15 protein-coding genes are annotated in these 15,469 nt (G+C 49.4%); 3 read left to right on the top strand and 12 right to left on the bottom strand.

What is annotated here, in order from left to right; translation table 11 throughout:
* Positions 1 to 61 precede the first annotated feature (61 nt).
* From msrA to VB741_RS15800, 9 genes are all read right to left on the bottom strand, one after another.
* Positions 62 to 736, bottom strand: a complete 675-nt coding sequence (msrA, locus tag VB741_RS15760) for a peptide-methionine (S)-S-oxide reductase MsrA (RefSeq protein WP_323366130.1) — start codon at positions 734 to 736, stop codon at positions 62 to 64.
* 174 nt (positions 737 to 910) lie between these two features.
* Entirely contained in the window at positions 911 to 1,231 is a 321-nt protein-coding gene (locus tag VB741_RS15765) for an STAS domain-containing protein (RefSeq protein WP_442786377.1), read from the bottom strand.
* Positions 1,232 to 1,406: 175 nt separating this feature from the next.
* Positions 1,407 to 3,026 carry a DUF3352 domain-containing protein gene (locus VB741_RS15770; RefSeq protein ID WP_323366132.1) on the bottom strand — a complete coding sequence of 540 codons (1,620 nt, stop codon included), beginning with the start codon at positions 3,024 to 3,026 and terminating at the stop codon, positions 1,407 to 1,409.
* A gap of 167 nt (positions 3,027 to 3,193) precedes the next feature.
* A complete protein-coding gene (lexA, locus tag VB741_RS15775) occupies positions 3,194 to 3,799 on the bottom strand; it encodes a transcriptional repressor LexA (protein WP_323366133.1) in 606 nt (201 codons plus the stop codon).
* A 290-nt stretch (positions 3,800 to 4,089) separates the two neighbouring features.
* Positions 4,090 to 5,232, bottom strand: coding sequence for an RNA polymerase sigma factor RpoD (gene rpoD, locus VB741_RS15780; protein WP_323366134.1), 1,143 nt, complete (start codon positions 5,230 to 5,232; stop codon positions 4,090 to 4,092).
* A gap of 591 nt (positions 5,233 to 5,823) precedes the next feature.
* Positions 5,824 to 6,093: a hypothetical protein gene (locus VB741_RS15785; RefSeq protein ID WP_323366135.1), complete on the bottom strand. Its 270-nt coding sequence runs from the start codon at positions 6,091 to 6,093 to the stop codon at positions 5,824 to 5,826.
* 44 nt (positions 6,094 to 6,137) lie between these two features.
* Complete coding sequence (locus tag VB741_RS15790; RefSeq protein WP_323366136.1) at positions 6,138 to 6,521, bottom strand: hypothetical protein; 384 nt, start codon at positions 6,519 to 6,521, stop codon at positions 6,138 to 6,140.
* Positions 6,522 to 6,731: 210 nt separating this feature from the next.
* A complete protein-coding gene (gene thyX / locus VB741_RS15795; RefSeq protein WP_323366137.1) occupies positions 6,732 to 7,454 on the bottom strand; it encodes an FAD-dependent thymidylate synthase in 723 nt (240 codons plus the stop codon).
* Between the two features lie 217 nt (positions 7,455 to 7,671).
* Positions 7,672 to 9,087 (bottom strand): GTP-binding protein, encoded by a 1,416-nt coding sequence (locus VB741_RS15800; RefSeq protein WP_323366138.1) that lies wholly within the window; start codon positions 9,085 to 9,087, stop codon positions 7,672 to 7,674.
* 158 nt (positions 9,088 to 9,245) lie between these two features.
* Between VB741_RS15800 and VB741_RS15805 the strand changes: the two genes are divergently transcribed.
* Positions 9,246 to 9,707, top strand: a complete 462-nt coding sequence (locus VB741_RS15805) for a T3SS (YopN, CesT) and YbjN peptide-binding chaperone 1 (protein WP_323366139.1) — start codon at positions 9,246 to 9,248, stop codon at positions 9,705 to 9,707.
* A gap of 165 nt (positions 9,708 to 9,872) precedes the next feature.
* Here VB741_RS15805 and VB741_RS15810 read toward each other — a convergent pair whose 3' ends face one another.
* The 3 genes from VB741_RS15810 to VB741_RS15820 all read right to left on the bottom strand — a co-directional run bounded on the left by VB741_RS15810 (position 9,873) and on the right by VB741_RS15820 (position 13,179).
* Entirely contained in the window at positions 9,873 to 11,252 is a 1,380-nt protein-coding gene (locus tag VB741_RS15810) for a UDP-glucose dehydrogenase family protein (RefSeq protein ID WP_323366140.1), read from the bottom strand.
* 133 nt (positions 11,253 to 11,385) lie between these two features.
* The gene (locus VB741_RS15815; RefSeq protein WP_323366141.1) at positions 11,386 to 12,354 is read right to left on the bottom strand and encodes a UDP-glucuronic acid decarboxylase family protein; all 969 of its coding nucleotides are present in this window, start codon (positions 12,352 to 12,354) and stop codon (positions 11,386 to 11,388) included.
* Between the two features lie 402 nt (positions 12,355 to 12,756).
* Positions 12,757 to 13,179 (bottom strand): tetratricopeptide repeat protein, encoded by a 423-nt coding sequence (locus tag VB741_RS15820; protein ID WP_323366142.1) that lies wholly within the window; start codon positions 13,177 to 13,179, stop codon positions 12,757 to 12,759.
* A 390-nt stretch (positions 13,180 to 13,569) separates the two neighbouring features.
* Between VB741_RS15820 and VB741_RS15825 the strand changes: the two genes are divergently transcribed.
* Both VB741_RS15825 and VB741_RS15830 read left to right on the top strand, forming a co-directional pair.
* A complete protein-coding gene (locus tag VB741_RS15825) occupies positions 13,570 to 14,400 on the top strand; it encodes a DUF4058 family protein (protein ID WP_323366143.1) in 831 nt (276 codons plus the stop codon).
* A 48-nt stretch (positions 14,401 to 14,448) separates the two neighbouring features.
* On the top strand, positions 14,449 to 15,405 hold the full coding sequence (locus tag VB741_RS15830) for an alpha/beta fold hydrolase (RefSeq protein ID WP_323366144.1): 957 nt from the start codon (positions 14,449 to 14,451) through the stop codon (positions 15,403 to 15,405).
* Positions 15,406 to 15,469 lie beyond the last annotated feature (64 nt).

Raw genomic sequence — 15,469 nt, forward strand, 5'->3', positions numbered from 1 at the left:
CAGCGACGGCTATTTTCTAAGGATTTTCTAAAGGCTGTATGGTGTCTCGATTAGCTCTCGATTAGCCCTCGGATGCCACGCCAACACCAATGGGGCACGAAACATTGGTGCCTCCCAGGCCACAGTATCCACCAGGGTTTTTGGCTAGGTACTGCTGATGGTAGTCCTCAGCGTAGTAAAACTCAGGGGCAGCCAAAATTTCAGTTGTAATGGTGCCATGGCCAGCCTGGTTTAGGGCTTCCTGGTATAGGGTTAGGGATTTCTCGGCAGCAGCCTTTTGCCCAGGGGAATAGGTATAAATTCCAGAACGATACTGGGTGCCGGTATCATTGCCCTGGCGCATACCTTGGGTCGGGTTGTGGCTTTCCCAAAACACTTTGAGTAGTTGGTCATAGCTAATGACGCTGGGGGCAAACACCACCAGGACCACTTCGTTATGTCCAGTCATGCCCGAGCACACCTCACGATAGGTGGGGTTGGGCGTGTGGCCGGCGCTGTAGCCTACGGCGGTGGAAAACACACCTTCCTGTTGCCAGAAGCGACGCTCCGCTCCCCAAAAACAGCCCAGACCGAACATAGCTGTTTGCATCCCGTCGGGGAATGGGGGTTGTAATGGGTTGCCATTTACGTAATGCTGCTTAGGAACAGGCATTTTTTCAGAACGGCCCGGCAACGCCTCTGAGGGAGACGGTATTGCCGCTTTTTTGCCTAAGCCACCAAGTCCAAAAAGCACCATAGATTTGTAATGAATTTCAAAGACGCCGATACCTTTAGTCTACTCAATCCAGATGGGATCGTTGGTCTCGCTTTAGGTGGAAGCCCGAACTTTTTGCCAATTTTTTGCCAAATAATAAGCCCGCTGGTACACCAGCGGGCTTCAACTGCCATATTGGACAATATGGGATGGAAATTATTTGACTACGGCGGCGTCAAAGGCGGCGCGATCCTCAAAGATTTCAAATACCCGATCCATGCTGGTGAGTTCAAACAGCATACGGATTTGGTCGTTGATGGAGCACACATACATTTTGGCCCCAGCGGTGCGTGCGTTTTTTAAGCAGGCAACCAAAACCCCCAGACCTGAACTATCCACAAATGTGATGTCCTTCAGGTCAATTAGCAGTACTTTGATTCCTTTTTCCAGTGCAACGTTCACTTGCTGACGAAATGCATTGGTCTGAGTACCGTCTAAGATACCGCTGGGCTCAATTACATGAACACCTAAGTCCATAGATATTGTCATGGCTAAATATCAATAATTTCTAGTTTAGCTTTACAGATGTTCAAAACTCGCACTTTTACCAGGCTCATCAGTGGAGGCTGCTGAACCTGCTGTATTGAAAGTGTTCGTCCCCATTTACGCTAGGCTGCCCACCAGAGGATCCCTTGACTGCAGCGTAGAACAACTAGTTCTTCAATAAAACTGACACTGTTCCGGTCGATTGATGGGCTGTTTGGACATAACTGGTGATTGAGATCGCCTCGATTGATTGGCTCCAAGGTTGCACAATCGGTCTCACCAAGGAAAACCAGCGATTACTTTCCAAAAGACGATCTAGTTCTGACCAAGTTCCGTAGATATACCCTTGATTTGGTTTATCCATTGACTGGGTGGTGCGCTGAAATCGTTGGGTGGTGGATAGGGGATGAGCTGGGGCTGCTAAAGCAACGGTCAAACCACCGATGGATGTGGCAAATACCTCACAGTCATCGACTTTAGTATGGATACCCACAAGATCTGTTTCAACCGTAGTTTCTCTATTGCGCTTATCCACCCGGGTCTTTAAACGGCTCCAAGCGGTAACTGCTCGATCCTCTAGGGTTAACTGACTAACGGTCAGCCCTTGCTGGGTGGCAATGCTATCCAGTTGTTTTATGACGGTTGGATTGGGGCTGGTCACTGCCATGAGCCAGGTGCCATCGTTCAACTGACCGATGGCATAGTCCCTGGATAAAAGCTGATGGAGGGGGCCAGATAGGGATTGGGCTAGCTGGGTCGATGGCCATTGCAGGCCTTGTTGCAGGGGAAAGGGTAATCCTTGATAGTGACCAATCTGAGCCCTTAGCTCTGTCCATAGGGGACGCAGATCATACCCCATGGCGGCCCATGCTACGGATGCTGGCAAATACTGTTGCGGTTTGCTGTGGTCGATATCTGGTACGGCTGTTGGATCGGGTTTGTCGGGGGCAGGCTCGAACTCATGGGGGCCTAATGCTGCTGCTAATGTTGTGAGTCGGGTGTTGATCACCAACTGCTGTGGTTTCATTGTGGTGGTTGCGCTTAATTGCTGTCCTTGCAAGGATGACAGTAATTGTCGCTCCGGTGTGGCTAACCCTAGCCAGTCGATCAGGTCTGGAATGTGTAGGTTAAGCCAGACCGGGGTGCAGCAGTCTGGCCCCGATATCTGTAAAGCGGGGGCTTGAGCAACTCGAAGACTCTGGCGCAAAACTCTGACATCGTTGGCGACCAGCAGGGTACTTCCACCTACAATAGCGGTTGCCAGTTGCTGCGTGCTCTGGGCTAATGTACCTGAAATAATCGGTACACTGCTGCCTTCGGTGAAAACGGGATGGCTGCCAGCGATGGTTTGTCGCTGCCAAAACAGTTCTAAAAACTCCCGCAGCTTTTCGTCGTCAGTGGTATCGGTGACCAAGAGGTAACCGGTTTGACGACCATTGTCCCGATCTCGATCCAGATCTTGATCCGTAATGGCAAAGGCAATGGTTTTGCCTAACCAAGGACGAATGTCTGCCCTGGGGTTAATGGCGAGTGGGGTGAAAAATGAGTCTATGGTTTGGGATAGGACCTCGGTAAGATGGGATTTTTGCCAGGTTTTACCGGGTTTTACCGTGGTATCTACCACCGCCGCCAATAGGGCTTGCTTCGGGACAAATTCTAGGATGTGATTGCTTTGGGAACTGTGCGGCTCTGGGGATAGCGACTGACAGCTATTGAGCCCTAGGCTGATGAGTAATAGTGCGATCGCAAAACCACGCCACCAAGGTCTCCTCAACAAATTCACCATAGATGTCTGTGCCCAATCCTGTGCGCCTCTAGTGTAGTAGAGCAAAGACCTTGAAATTAGGCCCAATTATCAGATTTGCCAGCGAGCGGCCACAGTCTAGACTTTGTCCAGACTGTGGCCGCCAAATAACCTATAGGCACAAATGCAGGCTGCTTAAAGACAGATCGCTAACCTAAATCCTGATTGCGCCAAACCGCCAGCAGTCGACCCTGGATATCCACGTCTTGAGCCGGATAGACCATGGGTTCATAATTAGGATTAGCAGGCTTAAGCACCACATTATTGCCTTGACGGTAAAGATACTTAAGCGTGGTGGCACTTTCTACCCGGGCCGCCACAATGGTGCCCTCTTTAATGCTTTTAGGGTCTTCCACCGGACGCATAATCACAAAGTCCCCACTATCAATTAAGGCATCGACCATACTGTCGCCTCTTACCCGTAAGGCATAGTCATGGGACTTAATGGGTAATGAAGATAAATCCAGGTGTTCCTCCGCCACGTCTACGAAAGCTTCCACCATGGAACCAGCCGCAATGGTGCCTTTGATGGGGACACCATTCCCCTGCAAAATGCGAATCGTTCTGGCTTTACCCTCATTCCAGTCGATGTAGCCTTTCTTGCGCAGGTGATCGAGCCGACTTTGAATCGGCGCTGGAGACTTCAGCCCCATGGCCCGCATCATTTGTCGAATGGAGGGGGAGTGCTGATGTTCACGAATATAATCAGCTAACCAGTTATAAAGCTCCTCTTGAGCATTGGTCAGAGTGTCCATGGGGTACTACTCGTAGGATAAACCGTAGGGGAACAGGCGTACCCCTATGAGAACAACAGTACCAACAAAGTCTTCATTCTGTCTACCTGATGTATTGACGTTTTTGGGTGAAAGTGAGATTTCTCATTTTTGACGTTTTTGACGCTGCTTTGAGATGTTGAGGGTCTTGGCCTGAAAAAGCATAAAAGCATAAAAAAGGTCAGGCTTGGACCATGGTCCAAGCCTGACCTTTTTTATGCTCTAGCATCTAAAGCTAACTAGATGCTAGAGCTAGTTTTAGCGAGCCAAATTTAACGAATGTACTCTTTGAGAACGCTATTACGGTTGGGATGACGCAACTTACGTAGAGCCTTCGCCTCAATTTGGCGAATCCGCTCACGGGTAACGTTGAAAATTTGACCAATCTCTTCGAGGGTTTTCATCCGGCCGTCGTCTAGACCGTAGCGTAACCGAAGAACATCCCGTTCGCGGGGGCTCAATGTGCTCAGAACACCCTCAAGGTCTTCACGCAAAAGACTCTTAGAAACCTCATCTTCAGGGGTTTCACCATCCGATTCAATGAAGTCACCGAGGCGGGAATCCTCTTCCTTACCAATGGGAGTTTCCAAGGAAATGGGTAGCTGGGCAGATTTAGCAATAAACCGTAACTTCTCGATGGTCATTTCCATGCGAGTGGCAATTTCTTCTTCCGTCGGTTTACGACCTAGCTCTTGGGACAAAAGCTTAGTGGTTTTCTTAATGCGGGAAATAGTTTCATACAGATGGACCGGTAGGCGGATAGTGCGGGACTGATCAGCAATGGCCCGGGTAATCGCCTGGCGAATCCACCAAGTAGCATAGGTGGAGAACTTATAACCTTTTTCATGGTCAAATTTTTCAGCGGCACGGATCAAACCTAAACTGCCTTCTTGAATGAGATCCTGAAAAGACAGGCCACGGTTCATGTACTTCTTAGCGATGGAAACCACCAAACGCAAATTGGACTGAACCATTTTATCCTTGGCTCTACGCCCTAGATGAAGGCGACGGCGAAATGCAGGTAGGGGCATGTCAACAGCGGCTGCCCAATCCATATCGTCCGGTTCCTCATCCATTCCATCGGATAGATCATCACGGATCCGTTCTAGCTCTAACAAGTCAGCAATTTTACGAGCCAACTCAATTTCTTCCTCTGCCCTCAGCAGACGGATACGCCCAATTTCCTGTAAATAAAGCCGAATAGAATCTTCAGTGTAATGCTTCTTTTTCGCCTGAGCCGCTGCTGTTGCTGCTGCTGTGGTTGAGCTACGACGACGAGATGTGCCTTTAGCAGCTTTAGCACCCTGGACATCTTCCTCGGGACTTGTAAATGGTTTCCCAGCATCAGGATCGATTAACGAATCCAAATCATTGCTAGGTCTCAAGTCCTCAAGAACAGTATTTGCTTGGGTCATGCCGCTTTCCTCGTATTCCTTAAATGCAACAGATCAAAACATCAAACAGTGATCATCAACCTCGGTAGAGCCACCCATACGACGCCCAACAACGGATAACGTTAAGTCAGATGGATGAACCTCATTCGGATTATTAGTTGATGAAAGACTTACTTGATTAAAATAGACAAGCTACTCAGCAGACAAAAACTTTATTACAACGGTACACATTTGCCAACGGTTTGAATAGGAATTCCATAGTTAGCAAAGCTTTTAATGATCGCTACCAATGTAAAAATGCTGGACTGACTGCGGAGCTTATCCGTGTTTCTACAGTAGTAACATGCTTTACATAAAAACGCCCAGGGGAATTGTAGCAAGTTGTCAGAAACCTATAGCTTTCTGTGAATCCCCTTTCAGCTCAGGTCCTTTTATTTCAAGGATTCTGAGACGGTATCAAGGTACACATAAATATTGCCTATCGAAATCAAAATAAATTATATTTTTTTTGTATGCAGACTATAAAAGTTGCAGTGTCAAAAGTGGGTTTTTAACAACTACTTAGATATCTAAAAAGAGACCATAGGTCAACAAAACTTTGGCTTATGCCGACTAATAGCCAGACCTTGGGTTAGTGGCGTTTGCTGATTTATGCCTGAGGTTCAGCCAAAGGTGGCAGGAATTGTCTTCGTAGGTAACTAGGGTATCAGCTCCCTGTTGGGCAAACTGACTGGCCTGCTGATATATCTGGTGTCGTTGACTATCGTCCAAGGTACAGATGCGTTGAAATAGAGCGTGCTGATACTGCATGCCAGTCTGTAAGTCTTGGTCTAGCCAAAACTTAAATCGTCTGATGTGCTGGGATTGAATTGATTTGGTCACTATGGGCCTAAGATATGGAAAATTCTTGATTCATCAAATAATGACTACAGTGTGGTTTTAGCCACAGCTGATTCAACCAGTAGATGCAAGACATCTTGACTGAGGGGCTCAACTAGAAAACCGTCAATTCCTGGATGATCTTCTTGTGGTGACCAGCTGGGCTCATGGAACTGGGTTAGGGCAACAATGGTGGTGCCTGATGGTTTGGTAGTTTCCCTGAGTTGATTGACGAAGGCCGGTGACCAGTTTTGATCGGTCCCTGAGAGAATCACTAAATAGGGAATCCCTTGCTCGATGCGGGCGACGGCTTGCTCCGCTGATTGGGCAACAAAAACAGGCCCCTCAACTTGTGTAGAAAGTGATTGCAATGTTAGGTCTGCACCCAGGCATTGACCTAACAGTAATACGTAACCATTGGAGCTACCCATATGCCTTACCCCATTAGGCCTTTTTAGCCACTTAAGTCTATGGGGATATGTGGGCAACGGTAGATCTGTGCAAGGTATTGAAAAGCTTCTTAGGGTGGGTTATTAAAGTTGGGAACTAGTACATTCAAGTTAATGAATTGCAAGGTTGTCAAAAAGAATAGCAACGGATTACATGTTCTGATTACGCGTTCTGGTCGCACGGAATGGGATTTAGGGGGCAAGACGTGCTTTTTTGAGGCGTGTGGTTTCATACCAGGTTGCGATCGCAGGTACCCAGGCCTGAAAATGGGGCCACATGACCTCACATAGCTTTTGAGCTTCCAGCTGAGCATCGGCTTTCCAGCGCAGATCGAGTAAATGCATTAGGGAGCGGACATTGGCTGACATCACCCAGTGTTGACGCACATCAAAAGGAATCAGTCCGCGGGCATGCTCTTCGGAAAAACCTTGTCCAATGCGGGTTTTATAGCGCTCACAGGCTGCCAAGCACCAGTCAACGTCCTGCTGTCGCAGCTCCTCGGTGTAGGTATATTTTTTGCCTTGTCGGTCGCTATAGTCGCCAATGGGCCGTAGATAAAAGACTTCCTCCACAGACCGTTGGCCTGAAACCACGTCTAAAATTCGCGAGCCGGTATAGCGAAACGACTGCACATCAAATGAAACGCCCACTCGGTGGGTGCGGATCTGCTGCATGGTGGAATGGGGTAACCAGCCGCAGTTGAGCACAATTTGGGGATGCTCTAGGGGCCCATAGTGGCCGCGCCCACCCTTGAGTAAATTGCGAATCACCAGGTCACCGCATTTTTCTTCAGAGGGCCAATTCTGGCGATCATTCCACACAAAGTCTTCGGCATAGTCTTGATGCATCGCAGCATAAATAGTCTGCTGGGGATTGGGGGTTTGGGAAATGACTTCGACGGTAAACCGCTGCATGGGCAATGGATAAAAGGGACGGTGGAAAGGACGATGCTAGTGGTTAAGTCTGGGGGACTCAATACTGGATGCGATCAATCGTCGACCGATATAGTCTATCGATAGAGAAGCACCAGCTCAAGCAAGTCTATCGGAACGTGTAGTTTCCTAAAACCAAGTAACGAACTTTGGCGTAGCTCGGGGCTTGATGATCAAATGTTTACCCAGAGCAACAGACCTAACGCCGATGGAGTTTCTGTTTTAGCTCATGTTTGAGGCGGGCCATGATCGAGGCTTCGTCCAAGTCATTCACAATGTTGGCAATTACCGTCTTGGGTCCCTGCTCTCCCCAGCTGGCTCCGTTGATTAAATAGGTGCGCGTAACTTGGCCCAGAGCATAGGTGGCTACACCCGCTACGGCGGCCTGGGTCAGGGCGACGGAGAAATAGGGGGCAAGGCTCAGCCCCCCTGTGGCCAGACCGGCTGCTCCCAAAATACCTTTGAGGGAACTGAGGCCCAGGGTAATGAGTAATTCGCTGAGGGAGAGGCTGCCGGTAGCGATCGCAATGGTCTGTAAAAGCTTGAGGGATTCCTGCTGGGACATCGGTAGCCCATAGAGTTTTGACAAACTCACTACCAGGGCTAGATCCACCGCTACTCCCCCGATCACATCGGTCAGTAATAGAGGATTCACCGCTACCGCTATGGCCTTGGTCAACGTGGTTTGCCAGATCAGATCATCCCCTCGTCGCTGACGAATTTCTAGCTTGCGCTGCACCAGTTTGGCTTGGATGTTATCGGTATATAGCAGGGTATTTAGGGCAATGAGGGCTTTGCCCTCCCGTTCCAGGACATCTAGAATTTTGAGCTTGAGGGTTTGAATCTCTGGTGTGCCTCGGGTGCGTTGATGTTGGCGACCCCCGTCGGTGTGCACCACCGTGGTTTGTAAGGGGGCTGCCGCTGTCAGCACAATATCCCCAGGCAAAATACTCAAGGGTGTGACCCGCTGTTGTATTTTTTCCAGCAATAGGGCCTGTTCTGCTGGGGAATACTGGTCGGCCTTGTTGAAAACTAGCAAAATTGGTTTGCCCGCCTGACGCAGCCACCCCAGGGCGTCATATTCCACTTGGGTCAGATCGGCTGAGATCACAAATAGGACTAAATCGCTCTGTTGGGCTACCCGTTCCGCCAATTGCTGTCGTTGCTCCCCCCCCACCTCATCAATGCCTGGGGTATCAATCAGTTCGACTCGAGAGCCAGTTTTATTCGTCTTATCCGTCAGGGATACTCGCTGCACGGGGCCATCTTCTGATTCATTCAGGACTTGCCAGTCCACGCTGGTGACAGCTTGGGTGACGCCATGGAGGGGGCCGGTGATAAAGAGGGGTTGGCCAATTAAGGCATTGAGGAGGGATGACTTACCTCGACCCACCATGCCGAATACGGCTAGGTGGATGGTTCCCTGCTCCAGTTTCTGCTGTAATCCCAGCAGGTTATCAATTTCGGGCTGTAGTCCTTCCCGCTCCCGGGGCGTTAGATCCAAGCCCTCAATCACCTGTTTTAAGCTGGCCTGGGCTTGGCCATAGTGGAGGTTGAGTTGTGAAAACTCGACTGGGGTATGGGCTGACGGCGAAGAATCAGGCAAATTAGTCAACGTGGTCTTGCTTTATCTAATCGTTGGTGGTTCCCTCAGTTTAATGCGGCCGTTACAGAGCTAACATCATCAAGAAACTTTTCAGTCTCCATAGAACATAGATGAGAGAATAAATATTGCTTATCGTCTGACTTCGTCGTCAATCTTGCTGCTTCTTCATGGATTTTCAAAGTTCAGCTCAGAACACTTGCTATGACCGCATTGCCCCCTGGATGGATGAGCTATTTGGGGAGTCAACGGTCGCCTTCGAAGATGAACCCTTATTTATTATTACCATTGGCTCTGCAGTGGCTTCCACCCGTGTGGTTCCCTGGGGTGAAAATGAGGCCCTGATTACCACTCGGTCCTATGTGGTGACTGATGTGGATGCTACACCTGAGCTGACTTACTACTTACTCAGGGCCAACGATAATATCTTGTTTGGCCGCTTTGCCCTCGATAGTGAAGATGATGTTGTTTTTGAGCACAGCCTCGTGGGGTCTACCTGCGATCGCATCGAACTTAGGCATTCCGTCACCACGGTGGTTCGTCTGGCTGATGATTATGATGATGAAATCGTAGCGCGCTGGGGCGGGAAGCGTGCCCTTGACCGTTGGGCTTCGCCCGATTACAGAAGCTAGATGTCCTTTAAGGTTTGAGCTATGGGGGTGACAGCTATAGGGAGTCAGGTTGCCAAAGCAAAAAGCGGGTGATATCACCCGCCTTTTGCTTTGGCTCCAGAGAATTCTAGAAAATTCTAGATTTATAGTTGCCTAGGGCCAGGGATTAGACCCCTGTTAGGGGATCTAATGGCCGACACCGATGTAGGTAAAGCCAGCTGCCTCCAGGACGTTGCGGTCTAAGTAGTTACGACCATCAATCATGTTGGGGGTGTGCATTAGGCCAGCCATTTTGGTGTAGTCCAAATCCTTAAACTGTTCCCAGTCAGTTACCAGCACCAGGGCATCGCAACCATCGGCCAAGCGCTCAACATCCGTCTCCACGATGACCCCCGTCATGCCATCGCGCATTCCACTTTGGGAAACAATCGGATCATAGGCCTTGACTTTGGCTCCCAATCGATTGAGATGCTCAATCAAAATCAGGGAGGGCGCATCCCGCATGTCGTCGGTATCGGGCTTAAAGGTGAGACCCAACAGCCCCACGGTCTTACCCTTCAAAATTTTCAGCATCTGCTGTAGTTTTTCTAGGGAAAGCAGACGCTGCCGCGTATTGACATCGATGGTGGCCTTGAGCAACTGGGCCTCATAGCCGTAGTCATCAGCGGTGTGAACCAACGCTGAAACATCTTTGGGGAAGCAGGACCCACCCCAACCAATGCCCGCTTGCAGAAACTTGCTGCCAATGCGGGAATCCAGACCGATACCCTGGGCGACTTGAACCACATCCGCTCCGACGCGATCGCAAATATTCGCCACTTCATTAATGAAGCTAATCTTCGTGGCCAAAAATGCGTTCGACGCATACTTCACCATTTCGGCAGAGCTCAGATCGGTGACCAAAATCGGCACCTGGGGGGCAGACTGATCTTCCGCAAACTTGCGCTCCACAATGGGCTCATACAGCTCTTTCATCATGGCAATGGCCTTGGGGTTGCTGCCCCCCAGCACAATCCGATCCGGGTTAAAGGTGTCATAGACCGCAGAGCCTTCCCGCAGAAACTCCGGATTGCTAACCACGTCAAAGGGAGGCGTCTCTGGCTTACCAACGGGGGCACCGGCACCCACCGGTATCTGCTGACGCTCAGCCATGCCATCCATCACAATCATGCGCACCCAGTCACCCGAACCAATGGGAACGGTGGACTTGTTCACAATCACCTTATAGCCGCCGTTGAGATGCTCACCGATGCCACGGGCTACGGCTTCCACATAGCGAGTGTCACTTTCCCCAGTGGGCAGTGGGGGTGTCCCCACTGCGATGAATAGAATATCGCCATGGGATACCCCCGCTCCTAGGTCAGTGGTAAATGTTAGGCGACCCGCCTCCATGGAGGATTGCATCAGCTCAGACAGTCCCGGTTCAAAAATGGGGGATTGCCCTGACTTCATCAGCTTGACCTTCTCTGCATTGTTATCAATGCAAATCACTTCATGGCCGATATGGGACAGACACACCCCTGTGACCAAGCCAACATAGCCCGTACCAATAACGCAAACACGCATATAAATACTCCTTACTTAAAAATAAATTCAGTGAACGTAAACCTCAGGGTTGTTAGCTCAAGCCTGTCGCTGAAACCTTTGCCCCCCTTGGCTTTACTGAGCCAAGGGGAAACTCTATATCCAACAAAATCAACTAAGAAGATTTTGCGGTGGTAGGTATTGCTAGTTTACCTGCTTCCTCTAGACGTGCTTTAAAGTCGGCGATGGTTAGTTCTAATCCTTCTTTTAGCGGCACTGTGGGTTCCCAACCCAACATGCTCTTAGCCTTGGTGATATCAGGTTGGCGACGACGTGGATCATCCTGGGGCAAGGGCTCAAATTTCAACTCAGCATCAGGATTAATCATTTTCTGAACCGACTGAGCCAGTTCTAAAATGGTGTACTCCCCTGGGTTCCCTAAGTTCATGGGGCCAATATAATCCCCATTCATCAGGCGAATAAACCCATCTACTAAGTCAGAAACGTAGCAGAAACTGCGGGTTTGAGAACCTTCACCATAGATAGTCAGGGGAATACCCTGCAGCGCCTGCACAATAAAGTTACTCACTACTCGACCATCGTTTTCCAACATCCGCGGCCCATAGGTATTAAAAATCCTGACTACCCGGATATCCACATCATTTTGGCGATGGTAATCAAAGGCTAGGGTTTCAGCCACTCGTTTGCCTTCGTCGTAGCAGCTGCGAATACCAATGGTATTAACGCTACCCCGATACTCTTCAGGCTGGGGATGCACCTCGGGATCACCGTATACTTCCGAGGTGGACGCTAGGAAAAATCTGGCTTTGACTCGCTTGGCCAAGCCCAGCATGTTGAGGGTACCCATCACATTGGTCTTGATGGTTTTGACCGGATTGTATTGGTAATGGACCGGGGAAGCTGGACAGGCTAGGTGGTATATCTGGTCTACTTCTAATCGGATTGGCTCTGTTACATCGTGCCGAATCAGCTCAAAGTGAGGATGATTCAACCACTTCAATACATTGTCCTTGCGTCCTGTGTAGAAATTATCCAGACAGATCACCTCATGGTTTTCCCCCATCAGCCGATCAATGAGGTGTGAGCCAATGAAACCAGCACCACCCGTAACTAAAATTCTCATAGCACTTTTGAACTAGTAAAACGCCGATAAAATTTGAAATGTTTGCAACCTATATGCTTCCTGGCAGCCAGGACTTTGTCCAGGACTTTGTCCAGAATGCTAGTCGAGGGACATCTCTGATAAAAACAACCATAGGGAATGGAGCAAACATCCTAGAGAGCCGTTGATACTATCACTAGCCCATTGGGCGAAAGCCACCATTTCCGTGGAATACCCCTAATATGTTTGCAATTTAACAAAGTTGCTTGGTTAAACGACAGGCTGAAACGGACATTTATTACAACTTCAAATCCTTTTTACAGGAATACCCAAAACCTAGCTGTAAATACCAAGCCGCAGGAACCTACCGTAGAGCCCATGGATTGGAGGTCTGGTAGAAAAGTTCTGGGATGGAGGGGGATCTTAAAACTTTATTAATGTCTCTAAATCAGTTTTGATCCAGTCGATACCTGATTTTGTCCCCTGGCGGTCATAAATATCGCTGGCTGCTACAAAATCGCTCACAGCCGCTTGCTTTTTGGCTAGGTTGGCCTGGGCTCTGGCGCGATTATGAAATGCTTCAGCTAGGGTGGGCTCGCAGGCAAGTACCTGGGTAAAGCAGTCAATGGCTTTGGTATAGGCCCGTTCTCGATAGGCTAATACCCCTTGGTTGAACTGATGGCGAGCTTCGCCACTAATGGGGGTGGATAGGTCAGTAATCGGAGTTGTGAAGGGGGTACGTCGTCCCAAGGGCCGTAGGGTAGTGGTTGCGATCGCACCGCCGCCAATCCCCAGAATGGCTAGCATTACGGTTAGTACAACCCATCCGTTACTCGAAACTTCCATAATTCACCATAATTTGACTAGAGCCTAGTTTTTCCTGTGATCGGGTGCTTAATAAAATCTGGCTAAAATCCTGTTTGTCCATGAGCCTTGTGAAAAGATTTTATGAAGTCCTACCCATTACCTAAAGATTCAACCTGTGCCTGCCCTAGAAAATCACGAGCAGCTTTATTAAATCTTTATTCTTAACGGTGATCAAATATCAATAGTTGAATCGCGTTATGCTTAGATTAAAATGCCCGTAACTATGAACTGCAAGGCCCCCCATGGGATAGTCTACTTGTTAGAATTCCATGAGGTTCCCCGGGCCGTTTGGAGCAGTGCCCAACGGTTTATTTAGCATGGTCTGATTTGCCAAAAAGACTCAGTCATTGATTATTTAGAGGTTTTTTGATGCCTGATATGTTTCCCGGCATGAACCCTTACCTGGAACATCCCGACCTTTGGCCGACTATTCATCCACGGTTTGTCACCGCATTGGCTAACCTTCTACGGAAGGACGTTTCTGACCGATATAACGTCATTATCCGCCAACGGGTTTATCGTGTCAGCGGTGAAGACAGCTTGGTGGTTGAGCAATCGGGCCAAGCAAATACCAGTAATGGTTCAATGGGGGCAACGGTAAACGGGGTGAACGGTTCAGCCGTAACGTCCCAACAACCTATTCCCACTTACATTGCTGTGCCTCAAACGATTAAAGAGGACTATATCGAAGTCGTCGATCATCAAATTGGTACAACGGTTACCATTGTGGAGGTCCTCACGCCCCAGAGAAAGCGCCCAGGTCGTGGTCGAGAAAACTACGAACAGCGCTGTGAGGCTATTTTTGGGGGTGACACTCATTTTGTTGAAATCGATTTATTACGAGCTTGGGAACCCATTTCTGCCTATGGTCCCAGTGACACTGACTATCAAGTTTTAGTCAGTCGTAGCGATCAGCGTCCTAAAGCCGACCTATACACCTGGCAGGTTAACGCCCCGATTCCACCGCTCACCCTGCCCCTTAGTCGTCCCCAGGATGGAGAGGGTGCCCAAGCTAGCTGTACGGTTGATTTGAAACAGGCGCTGATCGATAGCTGCGCCGGGTCCACCTATAACTTTTCCATCAACTACGAACGGGATCCCATTCCCCCTCTGCGTCCGGAGGCCAAGCTTTGGCTGGCAAATCTATTGGAGCAATCGGGGCTGCGGCAACCAAGCCAGATCATACAAGCCAGATCATAAATAGATATGATGAGTTAAAGCTCGAAATCATAGCGCGTATCTGTAGGCATGACCGGCCAAACCGTTAATCATCCCCTGACATCCCGTGATTTAGATTCCCTTAGCTCCTCGAATCCCCCATCTGCTAAGGGAATTGGCCAAAGCCAGCAAACAATTTGGAACTGGCGAGGTTACGACATTTGTTACACCGTTGAGGGATATGGTGTGCCCTTAGTGTTGATCCATGGGTTTGGGGCCTCCATTGGTCACTGGCGTAAAAATATTCCTGTTTTGGCCGCAGCAGGCTATCAAGTCTATGCCCTAGATCTACTGGGATTTGGCGGATCTGAAAAACCAGCCCTAGATTATTCGTTAGATCTTTGGGAAGTTCTCCTGCGGGATTTTTGGCACTATCACATCGGTGTTCCGGCTGTTTTTGTGGGAAATTCCATCGGTGGTCTTTTGGTGTTGATGACGTTGGCTAACTCCCCTGACATAGCCCAGGGTGGGGTGCTGCTCAACTGTGCTGGCAGCCTTAACCATCGCCCCGAAGATTTACCCCGCCCCCTCAGTGTTGTCATGGGGCTGTTTAGTAAAGTTGTTAGTAATTCGGTCTTAGGCCCGCTGATTTTTGATCAGGTACGGCAGCGATTTCGCATCCGTGGTGCCCTCAAGCAGGTCTATGGCAACCGCGATGCCATTACGCCTGAATTGGTGGAAATCCTCTATCGTCCTTCCTGTGATCTGGGGGCTCAAAAGGTTTTTGCTTCGATTTTGACGGCTCCGCCAGGGCCCCGTCCCAGTGAACTTTTGCCTCAGATTCAGCACCCACTGCTAGTCCTTTGGGGGGAAACCGATCCCTGGACCCCGATTCAAGGTGCGAAGCTCTATCAATCAATGGCCGATGATCCTGAGCAGTCCGTAACGTTTCAATCGATTCCGGACACAGGGCATTGCCCCCATGATGAACGCCCAGAGTTGGTTAATGGGTTGATATTGGATTGGCTGAAATCCCAGAATTTCTAACTGGCAACCCTGGAACATTATTGGGGAAGACCTTTACGGGATAGAAGATTTTCCTGGTTTGGGG

Origin of the sequence: Leptothoe sp. PORK10 BA2 (assembly GCF_034932105.1) — a bacterium.
In the GTDB taxonomy this organism is placed as follows: Bacteria; Cyanobacteriota; Cyanobacteriia; order Phormidesmidales; family Phormidesmidaceae; genus Leptothoe.

Coding starts and splice junctions, on each gene's coding strand:
- msrA (WP_323366130.1), bottom strand. CDS start 736: ATGGTGCTTTTTGGACTTGGTGGCTTAGGCAAAAAAGCGGCAATACCG.
- VB741_RS15765 (WP_442786377.1), bottom strand. CDS start 1,231: ATGGACTTAGGTGTTCATGTAATTGAGCCCAGCGGTATCTTAGACGGT.
- VB741_RS15770 (WP_323366132.1), bottom strand. CDS start 3,026: ATGGTGAATTTGTTGAGGAGACCTTGGTGGCGTGGTTTTGCGATCGCA.
- lexA (WP_323366133.1), bottom strand. CDS start 3,799: ATGGACACTCTGACCAATGCTCAAGAGGAGCTTTATAACTGGTTAGCT.
- rpoD (WP_323366134.1), bottom strand. CDS start 5,232: ATGACCCAAGCAAATACTGTTCTTGAGGACTTGAGACCTAGCAATGAT.
- VB741_RS15790 (WP_323366136.1), bottom strand. CDS start 6,521: ATGGGTAGCTCCAATGGTTACGTATTACTGTTAGGTCAATGCCTGGGT.
- thyX (WP_323366137.1), bottom strand. CDS start 7,454: ATGCAGCGGTTTACCGTCGAAGTCATTTCCCAAACCCCCAATCCCCAG.
- VB741_RS15805 (WP_323366139.1), top strand. CDS start 9,246: ATGGATTTTCAAAGTTCAGCTCAGAACACTTGCTATGACCGCATTGCC.
- VB741_RS15810 (WP_323366140.1), bottom strand. CDS start 11,252: ATGCGTGTTTGCGTTATTGGTACGGGCTATGTTGGCTTGGTCACAGGG.
- VB741_RS15815 (WP_323366141.1), bottom strand. CDS start 12,354: ATGAGAATTTTAGTTACGGGTGGTGCTGGTTTCATTGGCTCACACCTC.
- VB741_RS15820 (WP_323366142.1), bottom strand. CDS start 13,179: ATGGAAGTTTCGAGTAACGGATGGGTTGTACTAACCGTAATGCTAGCC.
- VB741_RS15825 (WP_323366143.1), top strand. CDS start 13,570: ATGCCTGATATGTTTCCCGGCATGAACCCTTACCTGGAACATCCCGAC.
- VB741_RS15830 (WP_323366144.1), top strand. CDS start 14,449: ATGACCGGCCAAACCGTTAATCATCCCCTGACATCCCGTGATTTAGAT.